This is a genomic window from Streptomyces sp. NBC_00775 (genome assembly GCF_036347135.1).
GTDB classification, from domain to species: Bacteria; Actinomycetota; Actinomycetes; order Streptomycetales; family Streptomycetaceae; genus Streptomyces; species Streptomyces lutosisoli.
Map to the genome: position 1 here is coordinate 6379687 of NZ_CP108938.1, position 26137 is coordinate 6405823.

Consider the following 26137-nt stretch of genomic DNA (forward strand, 5'->3'; position numbering starts at 1 on the left):
CGGTCTTCGTCGTACCGTCACGGCGGGGTGACGGCAGGTCACGGAACCGGAGGCCCGGTGACCGGTGTCGTCCTACCGCATAGGCTGTCGACATCCACGATCCATACCGCCATTGAGAACGCCGCAGGGGGCAACCGCCATGACGACAGGTCGGCTCGGGCAGCAAGCCGCGCCGCCGAACGCGGCCTACGCCGGGCAGGTCGTGCATTTCCCGGATCCGGTCCGGGCCGCCCGCCACCCCAGAGGTGTGCGGATCGACGAGCACGGCTACCCCGACTTCTCGCTCTACGCGCGTGCCGCGGCGGAGATCGCCGAGCCCCCCGAGGGCTTCGGTGTCGACGAGTTGCGGCTGACCGACTATGTCTCGGCGAACGCCGCGCTGGCCGCCACCGGGCATGACTTGTGGGACACGATTCCGTCGGTGGCGACCCCGCACGGCTGGACCTGGCACCACGTGCCGGGGACGCGGCGGCTGGAGCTGGTTCCCGTCGAGGTGAAGGCGTTGCTGCGGCATCACGGCGGTATCGCGACCTCGGCTGTCGACCAGAACAAGCGGGGTACGCGGCCGTTGCAGGAGACGCGGCCCGCGCACTTCGGGCTGCCGAAGGCGTCGGTCGCGGTGACCGAGCAGCAGGTGCTGGGGGTCGAGGAGGATCTCGGCTATCGGCTGCCAGGCGCCTATCGGTCCTTCCTGAAGGCAGCGGGCGGGTGCGCGCCGATCGGTGCCGCGCTCGATGCCGAGTTGGGGCTGCTGGTGGATCAGCCGTTCTTCACGGTGCGCGACGAGGCGGCCGTCAACGACCTCGTCTATGTCAACAAGTGCCTGCGCGACCATCTGACCAAGGACTACTTGGGTGTTGGTTTCGTCCAGGGCGGGTTGTTGGCCGTGAAGGTGAAGGGCGACTCGATCGGGTCGGTCTGGTTCTGCGCGTACGACGATGCCCGCGACCAGGACGCCTGGGCGCCGGCGGAGCGGGTGCAGCGGCTGCTGCTGCGCTGCGGCGACGACTTCGACCAGTTCCTGTCCCGGCTCGCGGGCAATCCGCCGGAGCTGGAGACGGTGGCGAACCTGATGGTGGACGGCGGCTTCGCGCGCGTCGTGCCCGTCTCTTCAGTGTCTTCGGCGTCTTCAGTGTCTTCGACGTCCTCGGTGGGGGAGTGAACTTCCGATGGTGACCTTCGCGCAGGCGCAGGAGCGCGCGGAAGAATGGATCAACGGGGATGTGCCCGGGTACCAGCATCGCGAGGTGCGGGTGCGCGAGTTCGAACTCGGATTCGTGGTGTGGGCCGAGGACCGTGCGGACGGTCCGCGCTCCGACGGGGGTGCGCAGCGGCTCGTCATCGCGCGGGACAGTGGTGAGGCCACGCTGTGGCCCGCCCTGCCGGTGGGTGAGGTGATTCGCCGGTACGAGGAGGAGTACGGGGTGCCGGACGCGTCCCCGGAACCGGCGCCGGCGCCTCCGGCCCGGGTCGACCTGAACCAGACGTCGTTCCTGTTGAGTCCCCCGGAGTGGCTGCAGGAGGCCGCGGACAAGTTGGGGATTCCGGATCGGCGGGCGGGTGCGGGCGCGTCCGACGGGGCTGGGTCTCGTCCGGCTGCCGCCGCTGCCGCTGCCGGTGCTGTTCCGGGCGGGGATGCGTCCTTGGGCGGCGGGTCCGTGAATGGGGCTTCCGGGAGCGGGAGTTCGGCGCCGGGTGTGCCTGGGCAGCCGGGGGCGCACGCTGTGCCTTCCGCGCCGGGTGCGCCTTCGGCTCCCGGTGGGGGTACGCCGTGGCCCGCGGCCGCGGCCGCCGACGAACAGGGCTCGGGTCCGCGGGATGCCGTGACGCCGGGTGTGCCCTCCGCGGCGACCCCGTGGGCGGGGACCGACACGAACGCCGACGCCGGTGACGACCGTTCGGTACCGCTTCCGGCGACCGTGTTCGCGCCGCCGCTCACCGATCTCGACGACGCCCACACCCCGCCGCCCGCCGCGACGCCGGACGCCAAGACCGCCCTGATGTCCGGGGGCAGCCAACTCCCGCGCACGGCGCTGGCGCCCGCGGTCGACGCCCCGAACGCGCCGCTCCCGTCCGGCCCTTCGCAGGGGCCGGGTATGCAGGGTCCCGGTGCTCCTCAGGGCGCGACGCCGCCGGTCGCCCCCTCGTACGGCTATCCGCAGGGTCCCGGCGGTCCGCAGGGCACGCCTCCTCCGGGTGCTCCGCAGGGTTCGGCGGTCCCTGGTACGCCGCCCCCGGGTGCGCCGATTTCTGGTGGTCCGCAGGGCACACCTCCGCCTGGCGCGCCCGCGTACGGGTTCCCGCAGGGGCCGGGTGGAGTGCCGGGTACGCCGCCGCCCGGCGCACCGCAGGTTCCGGGCGCCCCTGGCACGCCTCCGCCCGCCGCGCCCTCGCGCCCTCTGCCGCCCAACGCCGGTGACATCGCCGACGCCGCGACCAGCAAGGCGCAGGCGCCGCCTCGGGGGGCGCGTGGTGCTGGAGCGGGCGCGCCGCATCCGCCGAGCGCCCCCGGTGTGCCGGGTGCGCGGCCGGGGAGTACGCCGCCTCCGCCGTCCGGGCCCGGAGCTCCGGGCACCCCCGCGGGCGGGTACGTGCCGACACAGCTTGTCTCGCAGCTCGGTCCGGACGGACCCGAGGGGCTTGCGGGTGCGCCTTCCGCGCCCGGCGCTCCCGGTGCGCCGCAGCCTCCTGGTGGTACGCCTCCGGGTGGTGTTCACCATGCCGCGACGATGTTGGCGGGGCCTGCGGTGGGTGGTCCCGGCGCGCCCATGCCTCCGGGCGCTCCTGGTGTTCCCGGTGCGCCGGGTATGCCTGGTGCTCCGGGGCAGGTTGGCGCGCCTGGTGCTCCTGGTGCGCCGCAGCCTCCTGGTGGTACGCCTCCGGGTGGTGTTCACCATGCCGCGACGATGTTGGCGGGGCCTGCGGTGGGTGGTCCGGGCGCGCCGCTGCCGCCGGGCGCCCCGGGTATGCCTGGTGCGCCGGGCGCTCCTGGTGCACCGCAGCCTCCTGGTGGTACGCCTTCGGGTGGTGTTCACCATGCCGCGACGATGCTGGCGGGGCCGCCCGTCGGTGGTCCCGGCGCGCCGCCGCCCCCGCAAGCCCCCGGTATGCCGATGGGCGCTCCCCAGCCGTTGCCGGGACAGCCCATGCCGGGACAGCCCATGCCGGGGCAGCCGATGCCTCCCGGTCAGCAGCCGCCGGCGTACGGCTATCCGCAGGCGGGGCAGCCGACGGTCGGGCCCGGCTATCAGGCCGTACTGCGGTATCGCGCGCAGGACGGTTCGGAGCAGCAGCTGATTCGGCGTTCGGCGCCGGGAACGCCGCATCCGGAGTGGCAGATCCTGCATGAGCTGCGGGCGATGAATGTGCCGCCGCAGCAGGTGTTGGAGCTGCACACGGAGTTGGAGTCGTGCGAGCTGCCGGGCGCGTACTGTGCGCGGATGATCCGGGAGACGTGGCCGCAGGCGCGGATCACGAGCATCGCGCCGTACGGTACGGATCACGCGAGCCGTCAGCAGGGCATGCACCAACTGCTGGCGCACCAGGGTGAGTTGCATCAGGTAGCGGACGGGCCGGCGCGTCCGGCACCGGTGCGGGCGCCGATTCCGCCGGTGCAGCCCGCGCCGCCGATCCCGCCGGAGACGATCGGGCAGGAGATGGCGGCGGCGTTCGGGCCGGGCGTGTTCCGGTTCGACCAGGCGGCGGTGTCGCGGCAGGGTGTGCCGAACATCGTGGCGCACACGCTGGTGGTGGCCGGACTTCCGGTCGACATGGGGCCGTTCTTCTGGGCGCAGGCCCAGCCGGGACGTCCGGTGCCCACGCTCGCCGAGCTGGCGCAGGAGCGTGGGGTGCAGCCGGCCTCGGACGCGGGCTCGTACCTCGTCATGGGCAGCGACTTCGGCAAGGCGATCTGTGTGCAGTACGGCACGGCGAACATCGTGGCCGTGCCGGTGGAGGCGGGTCCGGGCGGTGCCCCGGTGGCGCCGCAGTTCGTGAACACGGGCCTGCCCGAGTTCGCGCGCTGCCTGGCCCTGCTCGGCCGTATGTGGCGGCTGCGCTTCGGGCTCAATCAGGAGCAGGCGGGCCGCTGGACCGTCGACTTCCAGGCCCAGCTCGCCTCCCTCGACCCGGCGGCGCTCGGTTCGCCGGAGAGCTGGTGGTCGGTCCTGCTGGAGCAGATGTGGGACGGGCTGCTGTGACGTCGCGCCGCTGAGCGTCGCCCATGGGTTGGACCCGGTCGCATGACCGGGTCCAACCCATTTTTTACGCACCCTGACCGGAACGAATGGTCGGAGTGTCGCGTTATGAGCACTTACGCCTGATCCACCAAGATGTGCGCCAAATCATGTTGTACGTCGCATGTCGAGAGGGGTCCAAGGATGAGCAGCGCATCGGTGTCGCCGCACGGCTTCATGGCCGTACGGGGGCGTGGGTACCGTCCCGAGCAGGTCGACGCGTACGCCGCGGCGCTCTCCCGGGACCGCGACGCCGCGTGGGAGCGGGCCGCGCGGCTGACCGTGCTGGCCAAGGAGATGGACGCGGAGGCGGGGCGGCTGCGCGAGGTCGTGGCGCGGCTCGCTCCGCAGACGTACGAGAAGCTCGGGGAGCGTGCCCGGCGGATCTTCGAACTCGGCGAGGAGGAGGCCGCGTCCGTACGGGACACCGCGCGCGGCGAGGCCCAACGGGTCGTCGACGAGGCGGAGGCGGCGGGGCGGCGGGTGCGCGAGGCCGCGCAGGCGTACGCCGACGAGGTGCGCGGCGACGCCGAGGAGCGCGCCCGGCAGCGGATGCTCGCCGCCCGTGCCGAGGCCGACGAGGCGCGGATCTCGGCCCGCCGCGACATCAAGGAGAACCGTGGGGAGGCGCTGGCCGCGTTGCGGGAGATGCGGCAGCGTACGGAGGGGCTGCTCGGTGAGCAGGAGAAGGAGTACGCGGAGCGGTGGGCGGAGACGGAACGCGCGGCCGTCGAGCGGGAGGCCGCGCTCGACGCGCACCATGTCGAGCGGATGGCGCGTGCCGAGGCGGGGCTGTCCGAGGCGGAGCGGGCGTTCGCCGAGGCGGAGGAGTCGGCTCGGCGGCGGCAGGAGGATGCCGTGGCGCGGGCGGGGGAGCTGCTGGTGGAGGCGCGGGTGCGGGAGGAGCGGATCGCTCGGGAGACTGAGCGGGTGTTGCGTGAGCACGGGGAGCGGTGGGACGAAGTACGGGCACATATGGACCATGTACGGACGAGTCTCACCACCCTGACGGGGCGCGCGCCCGCGGAGTAGGCGCGCGCCGGTGCCTTCGCCGGGATCGCTCCGGCCAACTCCCCCCCCCTCTAACTCCCCCCCCTCTAACTCCCCCCCCCTCTAACTCCCCCTCCTGACAGCACCCGCCAGAATCCACCCCTCCACCGCCTCGTACTGCCTCCTCTGCTCCTCCGCCTTCCGCCGCCCCGACGCCACCGTCCCCAGCCACCCGTACGCGAAGCCCAGCGGGATGGACACGAGGCCCGTCGTGGTGAACGGGAACCAGTTGAAGTCGGCTTCGGGGAAGGCAGAGGTGGGGGAGCCGGAGACGAGGTTGGTGCCGGGCATGAGGAGGAGGACGGTGAGGGTGCCGCCGATGAGGGTGGCGAGGAGGCCGGTGCGGGTGTAGCGGCGCCAGAAGAGGCTGTAGACCAGCGCGGGCGCTATCGCGGAGGCGCCGAGGCAGAAGGAGAGGGTGGCCAGGGGCTGCAGGCTGCGGTGCTGGACGAGGGTGGCCAGGAGGATCGTCGGGGCGCCGACCGCCAGGGCGGAGAGGCGTGCCAGGAGCATCTCGCGCCGGGGGGACAGCTCGTCGTCGTGGCGGCGGCCCCGCAGCAGCCCGCTGTAGGCGAAGACGTCGTGGGCGAGGGAGTTGGCGCAGGCGAGGATCATCCCGGCGACCGAGGCCAGCAGCGTCAGGAAGATCGCCGTGGTGACGGTGGTGAACAGGAGGGTCTCGAACGTCGAGACGTCCGGGCCGAACGCCGCGCGCGAGCCCAGCAGATACGCCGTGTTGCCCTGCGGATCCGCGCCCGCGATCGTCCCGCGCCCGATCAGCGCCGTGGCGCCGAACCCGACGACCGTGATGACCAGTACGAACAGTGCCACGCACGGCACCGCCCAGGACATCGAGCGGCGCACCTGCCGGGCGCTGCCCGCCGTGTACATGCGCATGGTGACGTGGGGCAGACAGGCTCCGCCGAGAACGACGGTCAGCTCCGAAGTGATCATGTCCAGGCGAGGGCTGGAGCCGCCGGCGAACTGGAGGCCCGAGTGGAGGAACGCGGAGCCCACGCCGCTGTTCTGGGCTGCGGCGTCCAGCAGGGCGCCCGGGTTCCAGTCGAAGCGGCTGAGGACGAGTACGGCGACGACGGCGCCCGACCCGAGGAGCATCACGATCTTCAGGATCTGGATGAGGGCGGTGCCCTTCATGCCGCCGATCGCCGCGTAGCTGATCATCAGCGCGCCCAGGCCGATGACACACCCCGTCTTGAGGGAGTCGTTGGAGAAGCCGAGGATGAATGCCAACAGGTCCCCGGTGCCCGCCAGTTGGACCAGCATCAGCGGCAGCAGCGCGACGAGGGTCACCGCACACGCCGTGATGCGGACCGCGCGGCCCGGCATCCGTCGCGCGAGCGCGTCGCCCATGGTGAACCGGCCCGCGTTGCGCAGCGGTTCGGCCAGCAGGAACATCAGCAGCATGAGGGAGAGGGCCGTGCTGAGCGCCAGTACGACACCGTCGTAGCCGGCCAGTGCGATCACTCCGCCCGTGCCGAGCACGGTCGCCGCGGAGATGTAGTCCCCGGCGATGGCAAGACCGTTGCGCATCGGCGACAGCGATCCGTACCCCGTGTAGAACTCGTCCAGGTCGTCACGGTCGGGGCCGGTCATCACGCACAGCAGCAGCGTGATCGTGGCCACCGCCGTGAACGCCACCAGGGACATGGCCTGCGCGGAACTGCTGAACCCGGTCAGCCCGTTCAAGCCGGTCACCCCGTTCGAGCCGGCCAACTCGGTCAAGCCGTTCGACCCCGTCATCGTGCTGCCTCCCGCTTCGCGTCCAGTTCGGCCTGCTTGCGGATCCGGTCCGCGATCGGGTCGACGCGCCGGCGCGCCGTGTACTCGTACAGCCCGATGGCCAGGCAGGTGACGGGCACTTGAAGCAGCCCGAGCAGCAGCCCGGTCGACAGCCCGCCGGACACCGTGCTCGTCATCAGCGCCGGCGCGAACGCCGACAGGAGGAGGAACAGGGTGAAGTACCCGAGCGCGGTGAGCGTCGCCACGCGCCGCTGCCACCGGTACGCGCCGCGCAGGAGCCGGATGTCGCTGTGGTGCCCCAGCGCGTGGTGGCGCGGCAGCCGCTGTCTCACGGGTTCGGGTGGCGGGGGTTGCCAGGGATAGGTGACGTAGGAGGGGGAGGAACTGGTCGGGGACTCCGGGAACTCTGGGAACGCCGGGAAATCCGAGAAATCCGAGGACTCCGCGAACTGTGGGTACTGGTACGACGGTTGGTGCGGTGGTGGGGACGACGGGCGGTGCGGCGGTGGCGACGGGGGTCGGTACGGCGGTGGGCGTGGTGGCTGGTACTCGGGGGACGAGAACGCGTCTGGCATCCCGTTTCTCCTTGCGTGGCTCGGGCCCGGTGCGGACCGCAGGGAGCTGGGGGGGTGAGCAGCGCGCACGCTACTCGCAGGTAGCCAGGGTGCGCGGCGCTTTCGCCAAACTGAGTGGTCGGTATGCGCTTGCTTCTGCGACCTGGGGTGTTACCCGCGTTTACACGCATCCACCCGCGTGGCTGAAGGGGTGCGATCTGCTGGTGGGGCAGCCGGGTCGAGCCTGGTCCTTCTACGATGATCCGGTGGAACTCCGGCAGATGCGGTACTTCGTGGCGGTCGCCCAGGAGCTCCACTTCGGGCGCGCGGCGGCGCGACTGCACATCTCGACGCCCACGCTCAGCCAGCAGATCAAGGCGGTGGAGCGTGAGGTCGGCGCGCCGCTGCTGATCCGGCACAGCCGTGGTGTCGACCTCACACCCGCCGGCCGGGTCCTGCTGCGCGCGGCCCAGGACGTGTTGCGCTCCGCGGAGGAGGCGCTGCGCGCGACCCGGCGTACGGCGGGTGTCGCCGCGCAGGTGCTGCGGCTCGGGCTGCTCAACGGGGTGCCGCCGTGGTTGCCCGCCCGGATCGAGGACGTACTGGCGGCCCGGGTGCCCGGCTGCCGGACGGTCATGACGGGCGGCACCACGGCCGCGCAGGTACGGCTGCTCGACGCCGGTGAGGTCGACCTGGCGCTGCTGCGCTCCCCGGTGACCCTGCCCGCGGCCCTGCGGCAGACGCCGGTCGCCGAGGAGGAACTCGGGGTGCTGATGTCGGCCGGGCATCCGCTGACGGACCGCGACACCCTCGACCTCGCCGATCTGGCGGGGCAGGAACTCATCCTGTTTCCCCGGGAGTCGGCACCGGGCCTGCACGACCGGGTGCTGGAGACCCTGCGGTCCGGCGGCGCCGGCATCGCACTCAGCGACAGCGCGATGGGTCATGCGCAGCTGCGGTCGGCACTTCCGCTGCTCCCCGCCGCGATCGGGCTGAGCTCGGCGCGCGGGGCCGCCCTGCCCGACCTCGCGTGGCGGCCGTTGCGGGGGCGGCCGCTCGTGGTCGGATACGCCGCCGCCTGGCACTCCGAGAGCCGGGACCCGGCGGTGCGCGCCGTCCTCGCGGCACTGTCCGGCGGCCGGGCGGAACCCTCCTGAACAGCGGCGTTAGCCTGAGCCTCACGCCACTTCAGGAATACGACATGGACGCTCGGCCGACGCCGGTGATCTCCTGCGGGCATGCCTGCATCCGTACCCGCACCTGACACCACACCCGAACGCATCGTCATCGTCGGCGGCAGTTCCGGAATGGGCCTGGCCCTGGCCGAGAGCGCGCTCGCCGGTGGCGCCGACGTCACGATCGTCGGCCGGTCCCCGGAGCGACTCGCTGAGGCCGAACGGCAGTTGGGCGGCGGCGACCGGCTGCGCGCGGTCGCCGCCGACATCACCAGCGAGCCCGACACCGAGCGGCTCTTCAAGACGGTCGGGGAGACGGTCGGCGCGATCGACCACGTCGTCCTCACCGCGGCCGACGCCACCGGCGCCTATCAGCCGATCACCTCCTTCGACCTGGAGGCCGGACGCCGGCTCGTCGACTCCAAGCTGTTCGGAGCCGTGCTGCTCGCCAAGTACGCCGCGCCGCACCTCACTTCGGGCGGATCGATCACCTTCACCTCGGGGATCGCCGCCTACCGTCCGGCCCCCGGCGGCTCGATGGTCGCCGCGGTCAACGGTGCCCTCGCCTCGCTGACGTACGCCCTCGCCCTGGAGCTCGCGCCGATCCGCGTGAACGCCCTGTCGCCGGGCTGGGTCGACACCCCCATCTGGGACACCATCGCCGGTGACGGGAAGCAGGCGCGGCTCGACGCGATGGCACAGCGGCTGCCGGTCGGCCGGATCGGCGCGCCGCACGACATCGCCGAGGCCCTGCTGGCGTTGATGCACAACAGGTTCATCACCGCGACGGTGCTGCACGCCGACGGCGGCCACCGCCTCGTCTGAAGGACCGGATCCCTCAGTCCCCAGGGTTGTTGAGCACCGGGAAGCGGCGCGGTGCGACGAACAGCAGGATCAGGAAGGAGAGCGCGGCCGCGCAGGCGGCGCCCAGATAGACGGCGTGGACGGCGTCGGCGACCGCGTGGCGCAGATGTTCGGTGGGGACGCCCGAGTCCAGGGCGCGGGTCACCGAGTCGAGATCCCCGGCGCCGCCGAGCCGCGCGGCCAGCACCCCGTTGGCGACCGCGCCGAACAGGGCGGCGCCCATGGTCTGTCCCGTCTGGCGGCAGAAGAGGACGGACGCGGTGGTCGTGCCGCGTTCGGCCCAGCCGACGGTCGACTGGACGCCGATGAGCAGGGGGAGCTGGAACAGGCCCAGCGCGCCGCCCAGCAGGAGCATCAGCAGGGCGGGCTGCCACGGCTCGCCCGGATAGGGCAGGAAGGGGAAGGCGAGCAGGAGCAGGGTGGCCGTGCCGATACCGAGCATCGCGGTGTTGCGGAAGCCGATGCGCCGGTACACGTGCTGGCTGAGCGCGGCGGACACCGGCCAGCTCAACGTCCATACGGAGAGGACGAATCCGGCGGCGATGGGGGCCAGGCCGAGGACCGCTTGCGCGTAGGTGGGCAGGAAGACCGTGGGCGCGACCATGAGCAGGCCCAGCGCGCCGAGTGCCAGGTTGACCGCCGCGATCGTACGGCGGCGCCACACCCAGCCCGGGATGATCGGCTCGGCGGCCCGCCGCTCGACCACCACGACGACCGCGACCAGGGCGAGTCCCGTACCGAACAGGGCGATCGAGGGGGCCGACAGCCAGTCCCAGGCGACGCCGCCCTGCACCAGCGCGGTGAGCAGGACGCCGCCGCAGGCGAAGACGGCGAGGGCGCCCGCCCAGTCGATCCGAGGGCGATGATTTGTCTCGCGTACGGGCTCGTGCAGATGGCGGGCGATCAGCCACAGCGCGAGCGCGCCGATCGGCAGATTGATGAGGAAGATCCACCGCCAGTCGGCGTACGCCGCGAGGACTCCGCCCAGCGCGGGACCCGCGACCGCCGAGGTCGCCCACACGGTGGACAGCTTGGCCTGGATCTTGGGGCGTTCCTTGAGCGGGTAGAGGTCGGCGGCGAGCGTCTGCACCGTGCCCTGGAGGGCGCCGCCGCCCAGGCCCTGCACGACGCGGAAGGCGATGAGCGCGGCCATGTTCCAGGCGGTGGCACAGAGCAGGGAGCCGGCGAGGAAGAGGGCGGCGCCCGCGACGAGGACCGGTTTGCGGCCGAAGGTGTCGGAGAGTTTGCCGTAGACGGGGAGCGTGACCGTCACGGCCAGCAGGTATCCCGAGAACAGCCAGGAGAAGACGGAGAAGCCGCCGAGGTCGCCGACGATCTGCGGTACGGCCGTCGAGACGATGGTGGAGTCGAGCGCGGCCAGCGCCATCGCGAGCATGAGGGCGGCGACGACGGCGCGGCGCCGGCGGGTGTCCGGTGACGCGCCGACCGTGCCCGTATCCGCGGCTCGTATGCCGGTCTCCCCCTGGTCCACGAGATTCCTTCCCCCTGCATCTATCTGCCGAAGGCCACTCTCCCACTTGAGTCTCCCCTCGCGGGAGGGTGGACGCTCGGTGGGCTCAAGGGTGGAGGCGACCCCGAGAGGGACTCCTCCGAAGGGTGGAGGACCCCTAGGGGGATCTCCGTATCAGGGGTCGGGGAGGGTTCCTCCCGCTGGAGGAGGAGACCGGGTACGTGCCGTCCTTAACCTGGCTTTACGCCGCTGGGGGGCGGCGCACCGAACCCGCGAGGGTGGGGTTTTCCCCAGCAAAAGACTGCGCTGAGCACCAGCGCGCTCGACCCCCTCCCGGGACCAGACTCATCGGCGTAACCAGTTCTCGCGCTTTACCGGCTAACCGAAACAGGAGACATACCGTGACATCGGCTGTGACCATTCCCAGGCACGGGGGCACTGGAGGGCGTACGGCCGTTGCCGCACGGGCGCGGCAGGTCGTGAAGGCGTACGGGTCGGGGGAGACCCGGGTCGTCGCCCTGGACCACATCGACGTGGACATCGCGCGGGGCCAGTTCACCGCGATCATGGGCCCCTCGGGGTCCGGCAAGTCCACGCTGATGCACTGCCTCGCCGGGCTCGACACCGTGACGAGCGGACAGATCCACCTGGACGAGACCGAGATCACCGGACTCAAGGACAAGAAGCTCACGCAGCTGCGCCGGGACCGGATCGGCTTCATCTTCCAGGCATTCAACCTGCTGCCGACGCTGAACGCGCTGGAGAACATCACGCTGCCGATGGACATCGCGGGCCGCAAGCCGGACAAGGGCTGGCTGGACCAGGTCGTGGAGACCGTCGGGCTCGCCGGCCGCCTCAAGCACCGCCCGAACCAGCTTTCCGGAGGCCAGCAGCAGCGCGTCGCGGTGGCCCGTGCGCTGGCCGCCCGGCCCGAGATCATCTTCGGTGACGAGCCGACCGGAAACCTGGACTCCCGCGCCGGTTCCGAGGTGCTGGGCTTCCTGCGCCGTTCCGTGGACGAGCTCGGACAGACCATCGTGATGGTCACGCACGACCCGGTGGCGGCCTCGTACGCGGACCGTGTGCTGTATCTCGCGGACGGCAGGATCGTCGACGAGATGTACCAGCCGACGGCCGATCAGGTCCTGGACCGGATGAAGGACTTCGACGCCCGGGGGCGTACGTCATGACCGTCCTGAAGACCTCGATGCGCAACTTCTTCGCACACAAGGGACGCATGGCCCTGTCGGCCGTGGCGGTCCTGCTGTCGGTGGGCTTCGTCTGCGGCACGCTGGTGTTCACGGACACGATGAACACGACGTTCGACAAGCTGTTCGCGGTCACCTCCTCCGATGTGACGGTCCTGCCCAAGGCGGCCAAGAGCGACGACACCCCGCAGAACGGCAAGCCCGAGTCGCTGTCGGCCTCCGTACTGGAGCAGGCGAAGAAGGCGGACGGCGTCAAGTCCGCCGAGGGCGCGGTCAGTTCGATGAACGTGACCGTCGTCAACAGCGACAACAAGAACATGGGGTCCAGCAACGGCGCGCCGACCATCGCCGGCAACTGGACGAAGAACGACCTGCGGTCGATGGAGATCACCTCCGGGCACGCCCCCCGCGGCCCGACCGAGGTGATGGTCGACGCCGACACCGCCGACAAGCACCACCTGAAGATGGGCGACGAACTGCGCACCATCTCGGTCACCGGTGACTTCACCGCGAAGATCGTCGGTATCGCCACCTTCAAGGTGACTAACCCGGGTGCGGCGGTCGTCTACTTCGACACCGCCACCGCGCAGCGCGAACTGCTCGGCGCCACCGGCCGGTTCACCCAGGTCAACCTCGCCGCCGCGCCCGGTGTCTCCGACACGCAGCTCAAGCGGCACGTCTCCCAGGCGCTGACCGGGTCGTACAAGATCCAGACGCAGAAGGAGAACGCCGACGAGAACCGCAAGGGCGTCGGCGAGTTCATGAACGTCATCAAGTACGCCATGCTCGGCTTCGCCGGGATCGCGTTCCTGGTCGGCATCTTCCTGATCATCAACACCTTCTCGATGCTGGTCGCCCAGCGCACCCGCGAGATCGGCCTGATGCGCGCCATCGGCTCCTCCCGCAAGCAGATCAACCGCTCCGTGCTGGTCGAGGCACTGCTGCTCGGGTTCTTCGGCTCGGTCCTCGGTGTCGGCGCGGGCGTCGGCCTCGCGGTCGGCCTGATGAAGATCATGTCCTCGATGGGCATGGACCTGTCGACCCGCGACCTGACGGTGAAGGCGACCACTCCGGTCATCGGTCTGATCCTCGGTGTCGTCGTCACGGTCCTCGCCGCCTACCTTCCGGCCCGCCGCGCCGGCAAGGTCTCCCCGATGGCCGCGCTGCGCGACGCCGGCACCCCGGCGGACGGCAAGGCCGGTCTCGTACGCGGTCTGATCGGTCTGGTGCTGACCGGCGCCGGAGCCTTCGCGCTCTATATGGCGGCCACCGCCGACAAGGCGACCGACGGTTCGCTGGTGCTGGGCGCGGGTGTCGTCCTCACCCTGATCGGTTTCGTGATCATCGGCCCGCTGCTCGCGGGCGGCGTGGTCCGGGTCATCAGCGCCGTACTGCTGCGGGTGTTCGGCCCGGTCGGCCGGCTCGCCGAACGCAACGCCCTGCGCAACCCGCGCCGCACCGGCGCCACCGGCGCGGCCCTGATGATCGGGCTGGCCCTGGTCGCCTGCCTGTCCGTGGTCGGCTCGTCGATGGTGGCCTCGGCGACGGACGAGCTCGACAAGTCCGTCGGCGCGGACTTCATCGTCCAGGGCAACCAGAAGATCGTGCAGCAGGCCGAGAAGGCCATGGAGGCGACGCCGGGTCTGGCGCACGTCACCCGCTACAAGGAACTCAATGCCGAGCTGACCTCCCCGGACGGCAAGGTCGACGACGACGGTCTCACCGCCGCCGATCCCTCCTACGCCCAGGACCTGCGCCGCAAGACGACCGCCGGTGAACTGTCCGCGGCCTACGGCAAGGACGCCATGTCGGTCGGCTCGAAGTACGCCGACAAGCACGGCGTGAAGCTCGGCGACACCCTGACCGTCGCCTTCAAGGGCGGCAGCACGGCGAAGCTCAAGGTCGCGGCCATCACCGACGACGACGTCGCCATCGACCAGGGCGCCCGGTACACCAGCATCGAGACGATGAACAAGTACCTGCCCGCGAGCAAGGTCCCGCCGAACACGATCATGTTCGCCAAGGCCAAGGACGGCCAGGAGAAGCAGGCGTACGCGGCCCTGAAGAAGTCCATGGAGAAGTACCCGCAGTACCAGGTCCGCGACCAGACGGACTACAAGCAGGAGTTGAAGGACCAGATCGGCCAGCTCCTGAACATGGTCTACGGCCTGCTGGCCCTCGCGATCGTCGTGGCGATCCTGGGCGTCGTGAACACCCTGGCCCTGTCGGTCGTCGAGCGCACCCGCGAGATCGGCCTGATGCGCGCCATCGGACTCTCCCGCCGCCAGCTGCGCCGCATGATCCGCCTGGAGTCGGTCGTCATCGCCCTCTTCGGCGCCCTCCTCGGCCTCGGCCTGGGCATGAGCTGGGGCGCCACCGCCCAGAAGCTCCTCGCCCTGGAGGGCCTGAAGGTCCTGGAGATTCCCTGGCCGACCATCATCGGCGTCTTCATCGGCTCGGCGTTCGTGGGCCTGTTCGCCGCCCTGATCCCGGCGTTCCGGGCGGGCCGGATGAATGTGCTGAACGCGATCGCCACCGACTGATCGCCACTGACTGGCGGCCGAGAGGCCGCCGCACAGCCACCGCGAACGGGGGTTGCGGGGGACGGGCCCGGCCCGAGGAGAGTCGATCTCCTCGGGCCGGGCCTGCGGTGTGTCCGCTACCGGCGCTTGAGGAGTACGTAGCCGTAGCGGGCGCCGACGACGGCGTACTCGGCGTGCGGGTGCAGCTGACGGGCGTACGCCTGGACGTCGTGGATCCCGTGGGAGGTGTTGTCCAGCGCGATGAAGTCCGGGGCGATTCCGTGGGCGGTGCCCACCCAGAACACCCGGCAGCGCGAGGTGAGCCGGCTGCTCGGCCCGGTGTTCGCCTCGACACTCGCCCCGTCCGGGACGCGGGCCAGCATCCGCTCGACGGCACTCACGCGCGCGGGTTTGCGATAGGCCTCGGGGTCGGTCAGCAGGGACAGCGGGAGCGTGGTCGTCAGCGCGAGGGAGGCCGCGGCGACGGCGCCGGGCAGGTGCAGCGAGTACGAGCGCAGCCATGGGCGCGGGCTGTAGCGGGCGCGGGAGAGCGCGTCGGCGAGGGCGAGCGAGAGGACCGGCATCAGGACCGCGCTGTAGTGCCAGTCCGTGCCCCAGTAGTGCGCGTCGGAGGAGAGGAAACGCCAGCCCAGGGTCGGCAGCGCGACCAGGAGGAGCGGGGAGCGCAGGGCGAGCAGGCCGGTGGTGGGGATCAGCAGCCAGGCGAGGGTACGGAGTTTGGTGCCGATGCCGTCGAGGAGGTGGCTGCCGCTGAAGGGGTTGCTGCCGCTGAGGGGGTTGCCCGGCGCGCCGACCTTGTCCCAGTAGGCGTAGGTGTCCGCGGTGTTGAAGGCCGGTATCACCACGGTGAGGGTGACCACCGCGGCCAGTACGCCGAGGGCGGCGACCCCGAGCGCGCACAGGGCCGCCCGCCGGGACGAGCGCCGGGCCCGCACCGCGACGACCACGGCGATCGCGGCGACCGTGAACCCCAGGTCCTCCTTGACGAACACCAGGGGCAGGGCCCAGAGCAGGGCCCCGCGCCAGCGCCGGGCCAGGAGCGCTTCGAGGGCGAAGGTGATCAGCGGGACGGCGAAGCACACCTCGTGGAAGTCGAAGTCGACGGCCCGCTGAAGCCCCCACGACAGCCCGTACGCCACCCCCAGCGCCAGCCCGCGGTGCCGCCCGAGCAGCCCGGCCGCCGCGCGGGTGACCGGCACGGCGGACAGGGCGAGCAGCGCGGCCTGTGCGACCAGGAGGGTGACGGGGGTCGGGAAGATCCGGTACGCGGGCGCGAGCAGGGCCGTGACCGGGCTGAAGTGGTCGCCGAGGATGTTCGTGCCCGGGCCCTTCAGATCAGCCACCGGGGCCTGGAGGTGGGCGTACGCGCGGACCGCCTGCTCGAAGATGCCGAGGTCCCAGGACTTGGTGGCCAGATGCCGGTACCGGCCGATGGACAGCGCCGCGTACGCGAGGAACAACAGCACGGCCAGGAGGTACGGGTCGCGGGGGCGCCGGTCACGGGCGGGGGCGGCCGTGACCGGCGGGGGTATGTGGGCTGCTGCCGGGGCGTGGTCCTGTGGGGTGACGAGGGGCGCGTGCACGTGGGGCGGATCCTTGGGCGGCTGGGCGGCTTCTGCGGGCGCCGCGGGTTTCTCGCCCCCGCCGCCCCTACCCGTCCCATCCTCCAGGGGCTCCGCCCCTTCGACCCCACCGGGTGGTTCGTCGGGTGCGGGTGGGTGGGGGCTGGTCGCGCAGTTCCCCGCGCCCCTCAAAAGCACCCGGGGCGGGCCGGCGGCATTTTTAGGGGCGCGGGGAACTGCGCGAGCAACCCCCACCGTCCCGCAGTCAACGAACCGGCCCCCGGGGTCTGGGGCGGAGCCCCTGGAGGATGGGACGGGTAGGGGCGGCGGGGGCGAAAAAGGCCACGGCGCCCGCGGCCACGGCCTGAACGGCAGGCGTTATCCACAGGCCCGGCACGCCGCAGCCGGGCGACGTAGGCTGGGAACCCCCCCGGCCCGTCCCACGTGTCGGGCGGTTCGCGTTGCCCACTCCCCGGGATGGAAGCCCTTCATGAGCCTGCACGGTCTGCTCGACGCCGTCGTCAAGGACGCCGCCCTCGCGGAAGCGGTGAAGGCCGCCACAGACGGCAACCGTATGCACATCGACCTGGTCGGCCCCCCCGCGGCCCGCCCCTTCGCGGTGGCGGCCCTGGCCCGGGAGTCCGGCCGCCCCGTACTGGCGGTGACGGCGACAGGCCGCGAGGCCGAGGACCTGGCCGCGGCGCTCCGCTCCCTCCTCCCGGAGGAGGGAGTCGTCGATTACCCCTCCTGGGAGACGCTCCCGCACGAGCGGCTGAGCCCGCGCAGCGACACCGTCGGCCGCCGCCTCGCCGTCCTGCGCCGCCTGGCACACCCCCGCCCCGACGACCCGGAGACCGGCCCGGTCTCGGTCGTCGTCGCCCCCGTCCGCTCCGTGCTCCAGCCGCAGGTCAAGGGCCTCGGCGACCTGGAGCCGGTGGCGTTGCGCACGGGTCAGACCGCCGACCTGGGCGAGATCGTCGAGGCGCTCGCGGCAGCCGCGTACTCCCGGGTCGAGCTCGTCGAGAAGCGCGGCGAGTTCGCGGTCCGCGGCGGCATCCTGGACGTCTTCCCGCCCACCGAGGAGCACCCGCTGCGCGTGGAGTTCTGGGGCGACGACGTCGAGGAGATCCGTTACTTCAAGGTCGCCGACCAGCGCTCCCTGGAAGTCGCCGAGCACGGCCTGTGGGCGCCGCCCTGCCGCGAACTGCTGCTCACCGACGACGTACGGCAGCGGGCGGCGCGCCTGGCCGAGGAGCACCCGGAGCTGGGCGAGCTGCTCGGCAAGATCGCCGAGGGCATCGCCGTAGAGGGAATGGAGTCACTGGCTCCGGTCCTGGTCGACGACATGGAGCTGCTGCTCGATGTGCTGCCCGAGGGCTCCATGGCCGTCGTGTGCGACCCGGAGCGGGTGCGGACGCGGGCCGCGGACCTGGTGACGACGTCACAGGAGTTCCTCCAGGCGTCCTGGGCGGCCACGGCCGGCGGCGGCGAGGCACCCATCGACGTGGGCGCGGCCTCCCTGTGGTCCATCGCGGACGTACGGGACCGGGCGCGCGAGCTGGACATGATGTGGTGGTCGGTGTCGCCCTTCGCCGCCGACGAAGAGCTCGACGCGGACACCCTCAAGCTGGGCATGCACGCCCCCGAGACCTACCGCGGCGACACCGCCCGCGCGCTCGCCGACACCAAGGGCTGGCTCGCCGACGGCTGGCGCACGGTGTACGTCACCGAGGCGCACGGCCCGGCCGCCCGTACCGTCGAGGTCCTCGGCGGCGAGGGCATCGCGGCCCGCCTCGAGACCGACCTCGCCGACATCAGCCCCTCCGTCGTGCACGTCTCCTGCGGCTCGATCGACTACGGCTTCGTCGACCCCGCGCTGAAGCTCGCCGTCCTGACGGAGACCGACCTCTCCGGCCAGAAGGCGGCCGGCAAGGACGGCGCGCGGATGCCCGCCCGCCGCCGCAAGACCATCGACCCGCTGACCCTCGAAGCGGGCGACTACATCGTGCACGAGCAGCACGGCGTCGGCCGCTACATCGAGATGGTGCAGCGCACGGTCCAGGGCGCCACCCGCGAGTACCTGGTCGTGGAGTACGCGCCGGCCAAGCGCGGCCAGCCCGGCGACCGCCTCTACATCCCCACCGACCAGCTGGAACAGATCACCAAGTACGTCGGCGGAGAGGCCCCGACCCTGCACCGCCTGGGCGGCGCCGACTGGACGAAGACCAAGGCGCGCGCCAAGAAGGCGGTCAAGGAGATCGCCGCGGACCTGATCAAGCTGTACAGCGCGCGCATGGCCGCCCCGGGGCATGCCTTCGGCTCCGACACGCCGTGGCAGCGCGAACTCGAGGACGCCTTCCCTTACGCGGAGACCCCCGACCAGCTGACGACGATCGCCGAGGTCAAGGAGGACATGGAGAAGACGGTCCCGATGGACCGCCTGATCTGCGGCGACGTCGGCTACGGCAAGACGGAGATCGCGGTCCGCGCCGCCTTCAAGGCCGTACAGGACGGAAAGCAGGTCGCCGTCCTCGTCCCCACGACCCTGCTGGTGCAGCAGCACTTCGGGACGTTCGGCGAGCGCTACTCCCAGTTCCCCGTGAACGTACGGGCGCTGTCCCGCTTCCAGACGGACACGGAGGCGAAGGGGGTCCTGGAGGGCCTGCGCGAAGGCTCGGTGGACGTCGTCATCGGCACCCACCGGCTGTTCTCGTCCGAGACGAAGTTCAAGGACCTGGGCCTGGTCATCGTCGACGAGGAGCAGCGCTTCGGAGTCGAGCACAAGGAGCAGCTGAAGAAGCTGCGCGCCAACGTCGACGTACTGACGATGTCCGCGACCCCGATCCCGCGCACCCTGGAGATGGCGGTGACGGGCATCCGGGAGATGTCCACGATCACCACTCCCCCGGAGGAGCGGCACCCGGTACTCACCTTCGTCGGCCCGTACGAGGAGAAGCAGATCGGCGCGGCGATCCGCCGTGAACTGCTGCGCGAGGGCCAGGTCTTCTACATCCACAACCGCGTCGAGTCCATCGACCGCGCCGCCGCGCGTCTCAGGGAGATCGTCCCGGAGGCACGCATCGCGACGGCGCACGGCCAGATGGGGGAGTCGGCCCTGGAGCAGGTGGTCGTCGACTTCTGGGAGAAGAGGTTCGACGTGCTCGTCTCCACGACGATCGTCGAGTCGGGCATCGACATCTCCAACGCCAACACGCTGATCGTGGAGCGCGGCGACAACTTCGGCCTGTCGCAGCTGCATCAGCTGCGCGGCCGGGTGGGCCGCGGCAGGGAGCGCGGTTACGCGTACTTCCTGTACCCCCCGGAGAAGCCCCTGACGGAGACGGCACACGAGCGGCTCGCGACCATCGCCCAGCACACGGAGATGGGCGCGGGCATGTACGTGGCGATGAAGGACCTGGAGATCCGCGGCGCCGGAAACCTGCTGGGCGGCGAGCAGTCCGGCCACATCGCGGGCGTCGGCTTCGACCTGTACGTCCGCATGGTCGGCGAGGCGGTCGCCGACTACCGCGCCTCCCTGGAAGGCGGCGTCGAGGAGGAGCCGCCCCTGGAGGTCAAGATCGAGCTCCCGGTCGACGCGCACGTCCCGCACGACTACGCGCCCGGCGAGCGGCTCCGCCTCCAGGCGTACCGTTCCATCGCCTCGGCCAACACGGAGGAGGACGTCAAGGCCGTACGCGAGGAACTCGTCGACCGCTACGGCAAGTTGCCCGAGCCGGTGGAGAACCTGCTGCTGGTGGCGGGCCTGCGCATGCTCGCGCGGGCGTGCGGCGTCGGTGACATCGTGCTGCAGGGCACCAACATCCGCTTCGCACCGGTGGAGTTGAGGGAGTCGCAGGAACTGCGGCTGAAGCGGCTGTACCCGGGCACCGTCATCAAGCCCGCCGCCCACCAGATCCTTGTCCCCCGCCCCAAGACGGCGAAGGTCGGCGGAAAGCCGTTGGTGGGACGGGAGTTGCTGGGGTGGACCGGGGAGTTCCTGGCGTCCGTCCTGGGGTCGTGAGGCACCCGCGGGCGTGGCGTAACGCGCTTTACCTGCTCGGGTAAAGCGCCGGGCCTGGTTGGCTGCCACCCTGGGGACACCAGTTCCGTCACCGGGAGTCCCAGGAGTGGTGGACCCGGCATCCGGCATCCGGGGCCGGTGGTGGGGCGCGGGGCGGCGGCATGGGCTGAACCAGTGCTTGTTCAGGGTGACTTGGACTGGAAGAGCATCCCCGTCAGCGCGTGGAAGACCTCGTCGGGGTCCTCGTCGCCCACCTGGCCGTCCAGGTTGTGGCTGAGGAGCAGCGTGGCGAAGCCGTGGGCGAGGGACCAGGCGGCGACACCGGCGAGGCGGGTGTCGGGGCCGCGGCCCTCGGCGGGCAGTGCGGAGACGGCGGTGCGCAGGCGTTCGCCCGCGAGGGTTCTGGCCGTCGTCAGCTCCAGGTCGTTCTCGCGGAGCAGCTCCGGGGAGAACATCACCTGGAAATGGGCGGGATGCTCGCGCGCGAACCGTACGTAGCGCACGCCCGCGTCCCGCAGATCGTCGGCCGCGGCGAGCGCGGCTGCCAGCAGTTCGTACCCCTCGGCGGCGATCGCCGTGAGCAGGCCGGTGCGGTCCTTGAAGTGGTGGGCGGGGGCGGCGTGCGAGACGCCCGCGCGACGGGCCAGGTCGCGCAGGCTCAGCGCGGAGGGGCCTTCGGCGGCGATGACGTCGAGGGCGGCGCTCAGGATCGCTCGGCGCAGGTCACCGTGGTGGTACGGCCGCGCGGAGCCGCTGGTCTTCGCGGGGTTCATGGTCAGCAGCCTACGCCGAATCTAGGCATTGACAAGTTCGACGGGCTCGGGCAATCTAGTCAGTGTCAAGTTGTGGAGCGCCGGCACCCAGCCGGAACGGGACGAGGGGTCGAGTCATGTCGGAGAACGTCAGCGAGACCAGTCGAACGGAAGAAGAAGCAGGCGCGAGTGTCGACCTCGGCCGGGTGCGCCAGCTCTGGCACCTGCTGGAACCCCTGCACGCCGTGCTCTACTACGCGCCGGAGGCCTTCGAGGAGGCGGCCGCGCTCGGGTACGACACCGAGGAGCGCTGGCCGAGCTACTTCCCCTACCGCGCGGCGCCGTTGGGGGCCACCGGCAGCGAGCGCGTGACCTCCGCCTTCTACAGCTTCAGCCCGCGCATGGTCGCCGAACACATGAAGTCCGCCTGGCAGACCGCGAGCCCCGAGCAAATGCTGCGGGCCCGGGAGCGAGCCGTCGACCGGGCGTACCGCGCGATACTCGGCGACCGCATAGCGAGCGCCGAACTCGCCGAGGCCGCCGCGCTGGCCCGCCGCGCCGCCGAGGCCGCGAACACCGCGGGCCGCCCACTCGCCGCCGCCAACGCGGAGTTGGCGTGGCCCGAGGCCCCCCACCTCCAGCTGTGGCACGCGGCGACGATCCTGCGCGAACACCGAGGCGACGGCCACCTCGCCGCACTCCTCATCGCCGGCCTGGACCCCGTCGAGTCGCTCGTCTCCTTCGCGGCGATAGGCGCGGCCTCCGTGGAACGCTTCGAGAGCCGCGGCTGGACCCCCGAGGAGTGGACGGCCGCCCGCGAACGCCTCACCGCCCGCGGCCTGCTGAACGACGACGGCACCGCCACACCCACCGGCCACGAACTGCGCCGCCAGGTCGAACAGCACACGGACGAACTCGCCGCCACCCCTTGGCGCACCCTCGGCCCGGACGCCACCACCCGCCTTGCCGACCTGCTCGGCGAGTTCTGGGTTGCGGTGCTGAGCTCGGGACTGCTGCCTTCGGAGACGACGTTGGGGATCGGGAAGGTGTGAGGGGGCGGGAGAGGGGGGGAGGGGGAGGGGCCCCGAGGGTGGAGGTATCGCTCAACAAGCGAAGCCGCCCGCCGGACACAGATGTCCGCGGACGGCCTTCGTCGTAAAGGGTTCAGGGTGGTTCAGTCGGCGCGAGCCTCCGTGCGCGTCTCCGGGCTATGAGTGATCGGGCCGGTCGCGGTCGATGCCCATCGAGCCTTCGATCTTCTGCTGCGCGTCGTCGACCTGTCCCGTGTACTTGTTGCCCGTCTTCTCGTTGACCTCTTTTTCCGCGGCGTCAGACATGTCCTTCGCCTTGTGGTGCCCGTGGCTCTTGAATCTGTCGAAGATGCCCATCCAGAGCTCCTTCCGGAGGTGACTCACCTCCGACGATACGCCCGGCATGCACCGATTGCCCGTTGGGGACGGGTATGACCGAGGGTTCCTGGCCGCTACCGTGGGACCAGGGGAAACGCGCCCGAACAGGGCGGACCCGGGGAGGCAAGGGGAGGGGCGCCGTGCTGCGTCTGAGGGGTGGGGCGGCCGTGGCCGCGCTGGTGCTGTTCGCCGTCGGTGCCGGTGTCAGTGGCTGCAAGAAGGAGACCACGGGTTCCGCGGGCCCGGAGGAGACGGCGGCCGGCGGTGCCGCGCTCGCCGCCGTGGACTCACTGACCGTCAAGGGGCGCGCACCCAAGACGGGGTACAGCCGGGAGCGGTTCGGCACGGCCTGGGCCGACACGGACTCGAACCGGTGCGACACCCGCGACGACATCCTCAAACGGGACCTGAAGGACGTGAAGTTCAGCGACGGGAAGTGCAAGGTGACCTCCGGGCTTCTCGCCCCGGACCCGTACGGCGGTCAGGACGTCACCTTCGCGCGCGGCCGCAGCCTGGTGGACATAGACCACCTCGTCGCGCTCTCCGACGCCTGGCAGAAGGGCGCCAAGTACTGGGACGCGAGCAAGCGGATAGCCCTGGCCAACGACCCGCTCAACCTCCGTGCCGTCGGCGCGAGCGCCAACCGCAGCAAGGGCGACGGCGACACGGCGACCTGGCTCCCGCCCAACAAGGCGTACCGCTGCACGTATGTCGCCTCCCAGGTGGCCGTGAAGCAGAAGTACGGGCTGTGGGTCACCGCCGCCGAGAAGGCGGCCATGAAGAAGGTGCTCTCCGGCTGCCCCGGCCAGAAGCTCCCCTCGGGCGGCAACCCGACACAGGCCCCGGAGCGGTTCCACGCGAACTAGCCGACGCCCGGCCGCTGTCGCCCGGAAGCCTGTCGCGAACCGGCGCCGGGACGCCGTGATGTCGTGGCGGCCGGCGCGGCAAAACCGTTTCACCCGGGCCGATTCCCCGCCTACCGTGTCTGGCATGCGGCTGAAGGTGTCGAGTCTCGCCGAGCGTCCCGAGATGCTCGGGCAGGTGGTCGGTATGGCCAACAGCTGGCCGGAGTTCCTGCTCCACGACCCGGTGGGAGACACGCACTACGGCCGGATCGCCACCGAGCTTCCGGAGTACGTGCTGTTCGCCGAGGACGAGCACGGACATGTGGTCGGCCACGCGTACAGCGTGCCGTTCGCCCTCGCGGACGCGGACGACGACCGGGGCGAACTGCCCGCCCGGGGCTGGGACGAGGTGCTGGCCTGGGCGTTCGCCGACCGGCGCCGCGGCACACCGCCCGACACGGTGAGCGCCATCTCGATCGTCGTCGCCCCGCACGCCCAGGGCGGCGGCCTGTCGGCCCGGATGCTCTCCGCGATGCGGGACAACGCCCGGGCGCACGGCTTCGACGAGGTCGTCGCCCCCGTCCGCCCCAGCGGCAAGCACCTGGAACCGCGCACCCCGATGGAGGAGTACGCGTTCCGGGAGCGGGCCGACGGGCTGCCCCACGACCCGTGGCTGCGCGTCCACGTCCGGGCGGGCGGCGTCATCGAGGCGGTGGCGCCGGCCTCCATGACGGTGGCGGCCTCGCTGGAGGAGTGGCGCGGCTGGACGGGGCTGCCCTTCGACACCGAGGGCCTCATCGAGGTGCCCGGAGCGCTGGTTCCGGTGCACTGCGAACCGGGGCGCGGATACGCCGTATACGTCGAGCCCAATGTGTGGGTGCGGCACACCCTGTGAGCTCGACGTATGGCGCGTGCGATGTGTGGTGCGTGCGATGTGTGGTGCGTTACGACGTGTCGTGCGTGAGACGTACGGCCGGGGCGCCTGTGTCTTGCGACGTACCGGGCCTCAGCCGCCCAGCTTGTCCAGGTCGAGGATCTTGCCGGCGGGCTTCTCGGCCGGGACCGGCTTCTCGTACTCGCTGAAGGTGAGCGAGCCCGGGTCCTTGGCGGAGGTGCTGTCGACCCGCAGCAGGTAGGGCTTGCCCTCGGTGGCGACGTAGAGGGTGTAGCGGTCCTTGCCGTCCTTCTCGTGCAGGACGATCGCGGGGGTGCCGTCGATGGTGGTGGTCTTGCCGCGGGTGGCGTCGGAGTTCACGTTCTTCGCGTCGGCGAGCACGCTGTCGAGGTCGCAGAAGCCCGCGATGTCCTTGGCGTCGGAGCCGGTCGCGGACATCTTGGTCCACTTGCCGGCCAGCAGTTCCACGACCCCGTCGGTCTCGGACTTCGACTCGCCCTTGCCCTGGGCGCGCAGGAACGCCTCGTCGTACTTCATGTAGACGGTGTCGCCGGTCTTGATGAGATCGGCCTTGCCCTGGCCGGCCATGCTCATCGTGCCGGCGCACTCGCCCTTCTTGTTGAGGGCCATGTCGATGCCGATCGTGCCGCCGTCCTCGTCGTCGGGGACATCGCCCTTCATACGGAGCGAGTTGGCGCCCGTGGTGGCCTTCACGGCGCGGTCGGCGATTTCGCCCCCGGTCAGCCCGGCGAACGGGCCCTTCGGCTTGCTGTCCGCCTTGTTCTCGCCGGACAGACAGCCGGTGAGGCCCGCGGTGGCCGCGGCGGCGAGGCAGAGGGCGGCAAGTGCGGTGCGACGCATGAGAGTTCCTTGAAGTGATGTGAGGTGGTGAAGAGGTGTGGGGGAGTGGGGGGAAGTGGGGGGTGGGGACGGACCGCGGGTGGGGACGGCGGTGGCGTCAGCCGGTCTTCTTCCAGTCCCCGCAGCCCGTGGTCTTGAAGTAGCCGTCGCCGGCGCTGATGGTGACGACGGCCGTGCCGGTCACGTTGTTGTTGGCCACGATCGAGTCCATGGAGTGCGTGGCGTCCTTGTCGCGCTCCCAGTAGCAGGAGTCGTCGGTGTTGCCGGTGGACTTGTAAGTGCCGGGAGCGATGTCCGCGCCCACTCTGTACATACCGCCGTTGCCCTTGATCTGCGAGGCCGGTGAACCGGACGCCTTCGCGTCGACGGCCTCCCAGTCCTTGCAGCCGCTGGACTTGAAGAGCTTGTCGCTCGCCTTGATGGTCACGTAACTGGTGCCGCTGACGTTGTCGTTGGCGAGCAGGGAGTCCACCTCGCCCGAGGCGTCCTTGGCGCGCTCCCAGTAGCACATGTCGTCGGTGTTGCCCGTGGTCCGGTAGGTGCCGGGCTTGATGTCCGTACCGACCTGGAAGTCGCCGTCCCCCTTGAACGCGACCTTCTTCTCGGCCTTGTCCGCCTTGCCGCCGGTCTTGGTGTCGGCCTTCTTGCCGGACTCGCGATCGGCGGAGGCGGAGGTGTCCTTGCCCTTGTCGCCGGAACCGCTGTCACTGCCGGCGTTCGCCGAGACGACACCGATGACGACCACGCCCACGACGGCCCCCAGCGCGATCTTGCCCTTCATCCCCATGACAGTCCCCTCCCCAACGGCGGCGACCGCCGCTTCCCGACGGCCGCTCGTTCGATGGGTCAATAACAGCAGAGCGTGTGAACCGAGTCAACACGATTCACGCGGAAGGTTGTGTACACGCATGTGAAGGGGTAGATCTTGCAT

Annotated in this window: 19 protein-coding genes; 11 read left to right on the forward strand and 8 right to left on the reverse strand. The window is 71.1% G+C overall.

Going from position 1 to position 26137, the window contains the following annotated elements; genetic code table 11:
- Positions 1-139 precede the first annotated feature (139 nt).
- The 3 genes from OIC96_RS28475 to OIC96_RS28485 all read left to right on the forward strand — a co-directional run bounded on the left by OIC96_RS28475 (position 140) and on the right by OIC96_RS28485 (position 5267).
- Positions 140-1162, forward strand: coding sequence for an SMI1/KNR4 family protein (locus OIC96_RS28475; RefSeq protein ID WP_330305114.1), 1023 nt, complete (start codon positions 140-142; stop codon positions 1160-1162).
- A gap of 7 nt (positions 1163-1169) precedes the next feature.
- A complete protein-coding gene (locus OIC96_RS28480) occupies positions 1170-4199 on the forward strand; it encodes an SUKH-4 family immunity protein (RefSeq protein ID WP_330305113.1) in 3030 nt (1009 codons plus the stop codon).
- A gap of 180 nt (positions 4200-4379) precedes the next feature.
- Positions 4380-5267, forward strand: a complete 888-nt coding sequence (locus OIC96_RS28485) for a cellulose-binding protein (protein WP_330305112.1) — start codon at positions 4380-4382, stop codon at positions 5265-5267.
- Positions 5268-5348: 81 nt separating this feature from the next.
- Here OIC96_RS28485 and OIC96_RS28490 read toward each other — a convergent pair whose 3' ends face one another.
- Positions 5349-6983 carry a sodium/solute symporter gene (locus tag OIC96_RS28490; protein ID WP_330310148.1) on the reverse strand — a complete coding sequence of 545 codons (1635 nt, stop codon included), beginning with the start codon at positions 6981-6983 and terminating at the stop codon, positions 5349-5351.
- Positions 6984-7042: 59 nt separating this feature from the next.
- Positions 7043-7378, reverse strand: coding sequence for a DUF485 domain-containing protein (locus OIC96_RS49940; protein WP_406501718.1), 336 nt, complete (start codon positions 7376-7378; stop codon positions 7043-7045).
- 488 nt (positions 7379-7866) lie between these two features.
- On the opposite strand from OIC96_RS49940, the gene OIC96_RS28500 reads away from it, so the two are divergent.
- Positions 7867-8757: a LysR family transcriptional regulator gene (locus tag OIC96_RS28500; protein ID WP_330305110.1), complete on the forward strand. Its 891-nt coding sequence runs from the start codon at positions 7867-7869 to the stop codon at positions 8755-8757.
- A gap of 81 nt (positions 8758-8838) precedes the next feature.
- Entirely contained in the window at positions 8839-9600 is a 762-nt protein-coding gene (locus OIC96_RS28505) for an SDR family oxidoreductase (protein WP_330305109.1), read from the forward strand.
- A 13-nt stretch (positions 9601-9613) separates the two neighbouring features.
- On the opposite strand, the gene OIC96_RS28510 is transcribed toward OIC96_RS28505, so the two are convergent.
- The gene (locus tag OIC96_RS28510) at positions 9614-11110 is read right to left on the reverse strand and encodes an MFS transporter (protein WP_330310147.1); all 1497 of its coding nucleotides are present in this window, start codon (positions 11108-11110) and stop codon (positions 9614-9616) included.
- A gap of 401 nt (positions 11111-11511) precedes the next feature.
- On the opposite strand from OIC96_RS28510, the gene OIC96_RS28515 reads away from it, so the two are divergent.
- Both OIC96_RS28515 and OIC96_RS28520 read left to right on the forward strand, forming a co-directional pair.
- A complete protein-coding gene (locus OIC96_RS28515; RefSeq protein WP_330305108.1) occupies positions 11512-12300 on the forward strand; it encodes an ABC transporter ATP-binding protein in 789 nt (262 codons plus the stop codon).
- Positions 12297-14861: an ABC transporter permease gene (locus OIC96_RS28520; protein WP_330305107.1), complete on the forward strand. Its 2565-nt coding sequence runs from the start codon at positions 12297-12299 to the stop codon at positions 14859-14861. Before OIC96_RS28515 ends, OIC96_RS28520 begins: the two co-directional genes overlap by 4 nt.
- Before the next feature lie 116 nt (positions 14862-14977).
- On the opposite strand, the gene OIC96_RS28525 is transcribed toward OIC96_RS28520, so the two are convergent.
- The gene (locus OIC96_RS28525) at positions 14978-16444 is read right to left on the reverse strand and encodes a DUF2079 domain-containing protein (protein ID WP_406501717.1); all 1467 of its coding nucleotides are present in this window, start codon (positions 16442-16444) and stop codon (positions 14978-14980) included.
- A 469-nt stretch (positions 16445-16913) separates the two neighbouring features.
- On the opposite strand from OIC96_RS28525, the gene mfd reads away from it, so the two are divergent.
- Positions 16914-20444, forward strand: coding sequence for a transcription-repair coupling factor (mfd, locus tag OIC96_RS28530; RefSeq protein ID WP_330305106.1), 3531 nt, complete (start codon positions 16914-16916; stop codon positions 20442-20444).
- Positions 20445-20626: 182 nt separating this feature from the next.
- On the opposite strand, the gene OIC96_RS28535 is transcribed toward mfd, so the two are convergent.
- Entirely contained in the window at positions 20627-21217 is a 591-nt protein-coding gene (locus tag OIC96_RS28535; protein WP_330305105.1) for a TetR/AcrR family transcriptional regulator, read from the reverse strand.
- Between the two features lie 116 nt (positions 21218-21333).
- On the opposite strand from OIC96_RS28535, the gene OIC96_RS28540 reads away from it, so the two are divergent.
- Complete coding sequence (locus OIC96_RS28540) at positions 21334-22248, forward strand: SCO6745 family protein (protein WP_330305104.1); 915 nt, start codon at positions 21334-21336, stop codon at positions 22246-22248.
- A 156-nt stretch (positions 22249-22404) separates the two neighbouring features.
- On the opposite strand, the gene OIC96_RS28545 is transcribed toward OIC96_RS28540, so the two are convergent.
- Positions 22405-22584, reverse strand: coding sequence for an Rv0909 family putative TA system antitoxin (locus OIC96_RS28545; protein WP_330305103.1), 180 nt, complete (start codon positions 22582-22584; stop codon positions 22405-22407).
- A gap of 161 nt (positions 22585-22745) precedes the next feature.
- Here OIC96_RS28545 and OIC96_RS28550 point away from each other — a divergent pair, with 161 nt between their 5' ends.
- Positions 22746-23471 (forward strand): HNH endonuclease family protein, encoded by a 726-nt coding sequence (locus OIC96_RS28550; RefSeq protein ID WP_330305102.1) that lies wholly within the window; start codon positions 22746-22748, stop codon positions 23469-23471.
- A gap of 124 nt (positions 23472-23595) precedes the next feature.
- Positions 23596-24345 carry a GNAT family N-acetyltransferase gene (locus OIC96_RS28555; protein WP_330305101.1) on the forward strand — a complete coding sequence of 250 codons (750 nt, stop codon included), beginning with the start codon at positions 23596-23598 and terminating at the stop codon, positions 24343-24345.
- Positions 24346-24456: 111 nt separating this feature from the next.
- Here the strand turns inward: OIC96_RS28555 and OIC96_RS28560 are convergent, their stop codons facing one another.
- Positions 24457-25206 (reverse strand): hypothetical protein, encoded by a 750-nt coding sequence (locus OIC96_RS28560; protein ID WP_330305100.1) that lies wholly within the window; start codon positions 25204-25206, stop codon positions 24457-24459.
- Positions 25207-25303: 97 nt separating this feature from the next.
- Positions 25304-25993: a hypothetical protein gene (locus OIC96_RS28565; RefSeq protein ID WP_330305099.1), complete on the reverse strand. Its 690-nt coding sequence runs from the start codon at positions 25991-25993 to the stop codon at positions 25304-25306.
- Positions 25994-26137 lie beyond the last annotated feature (144 nt).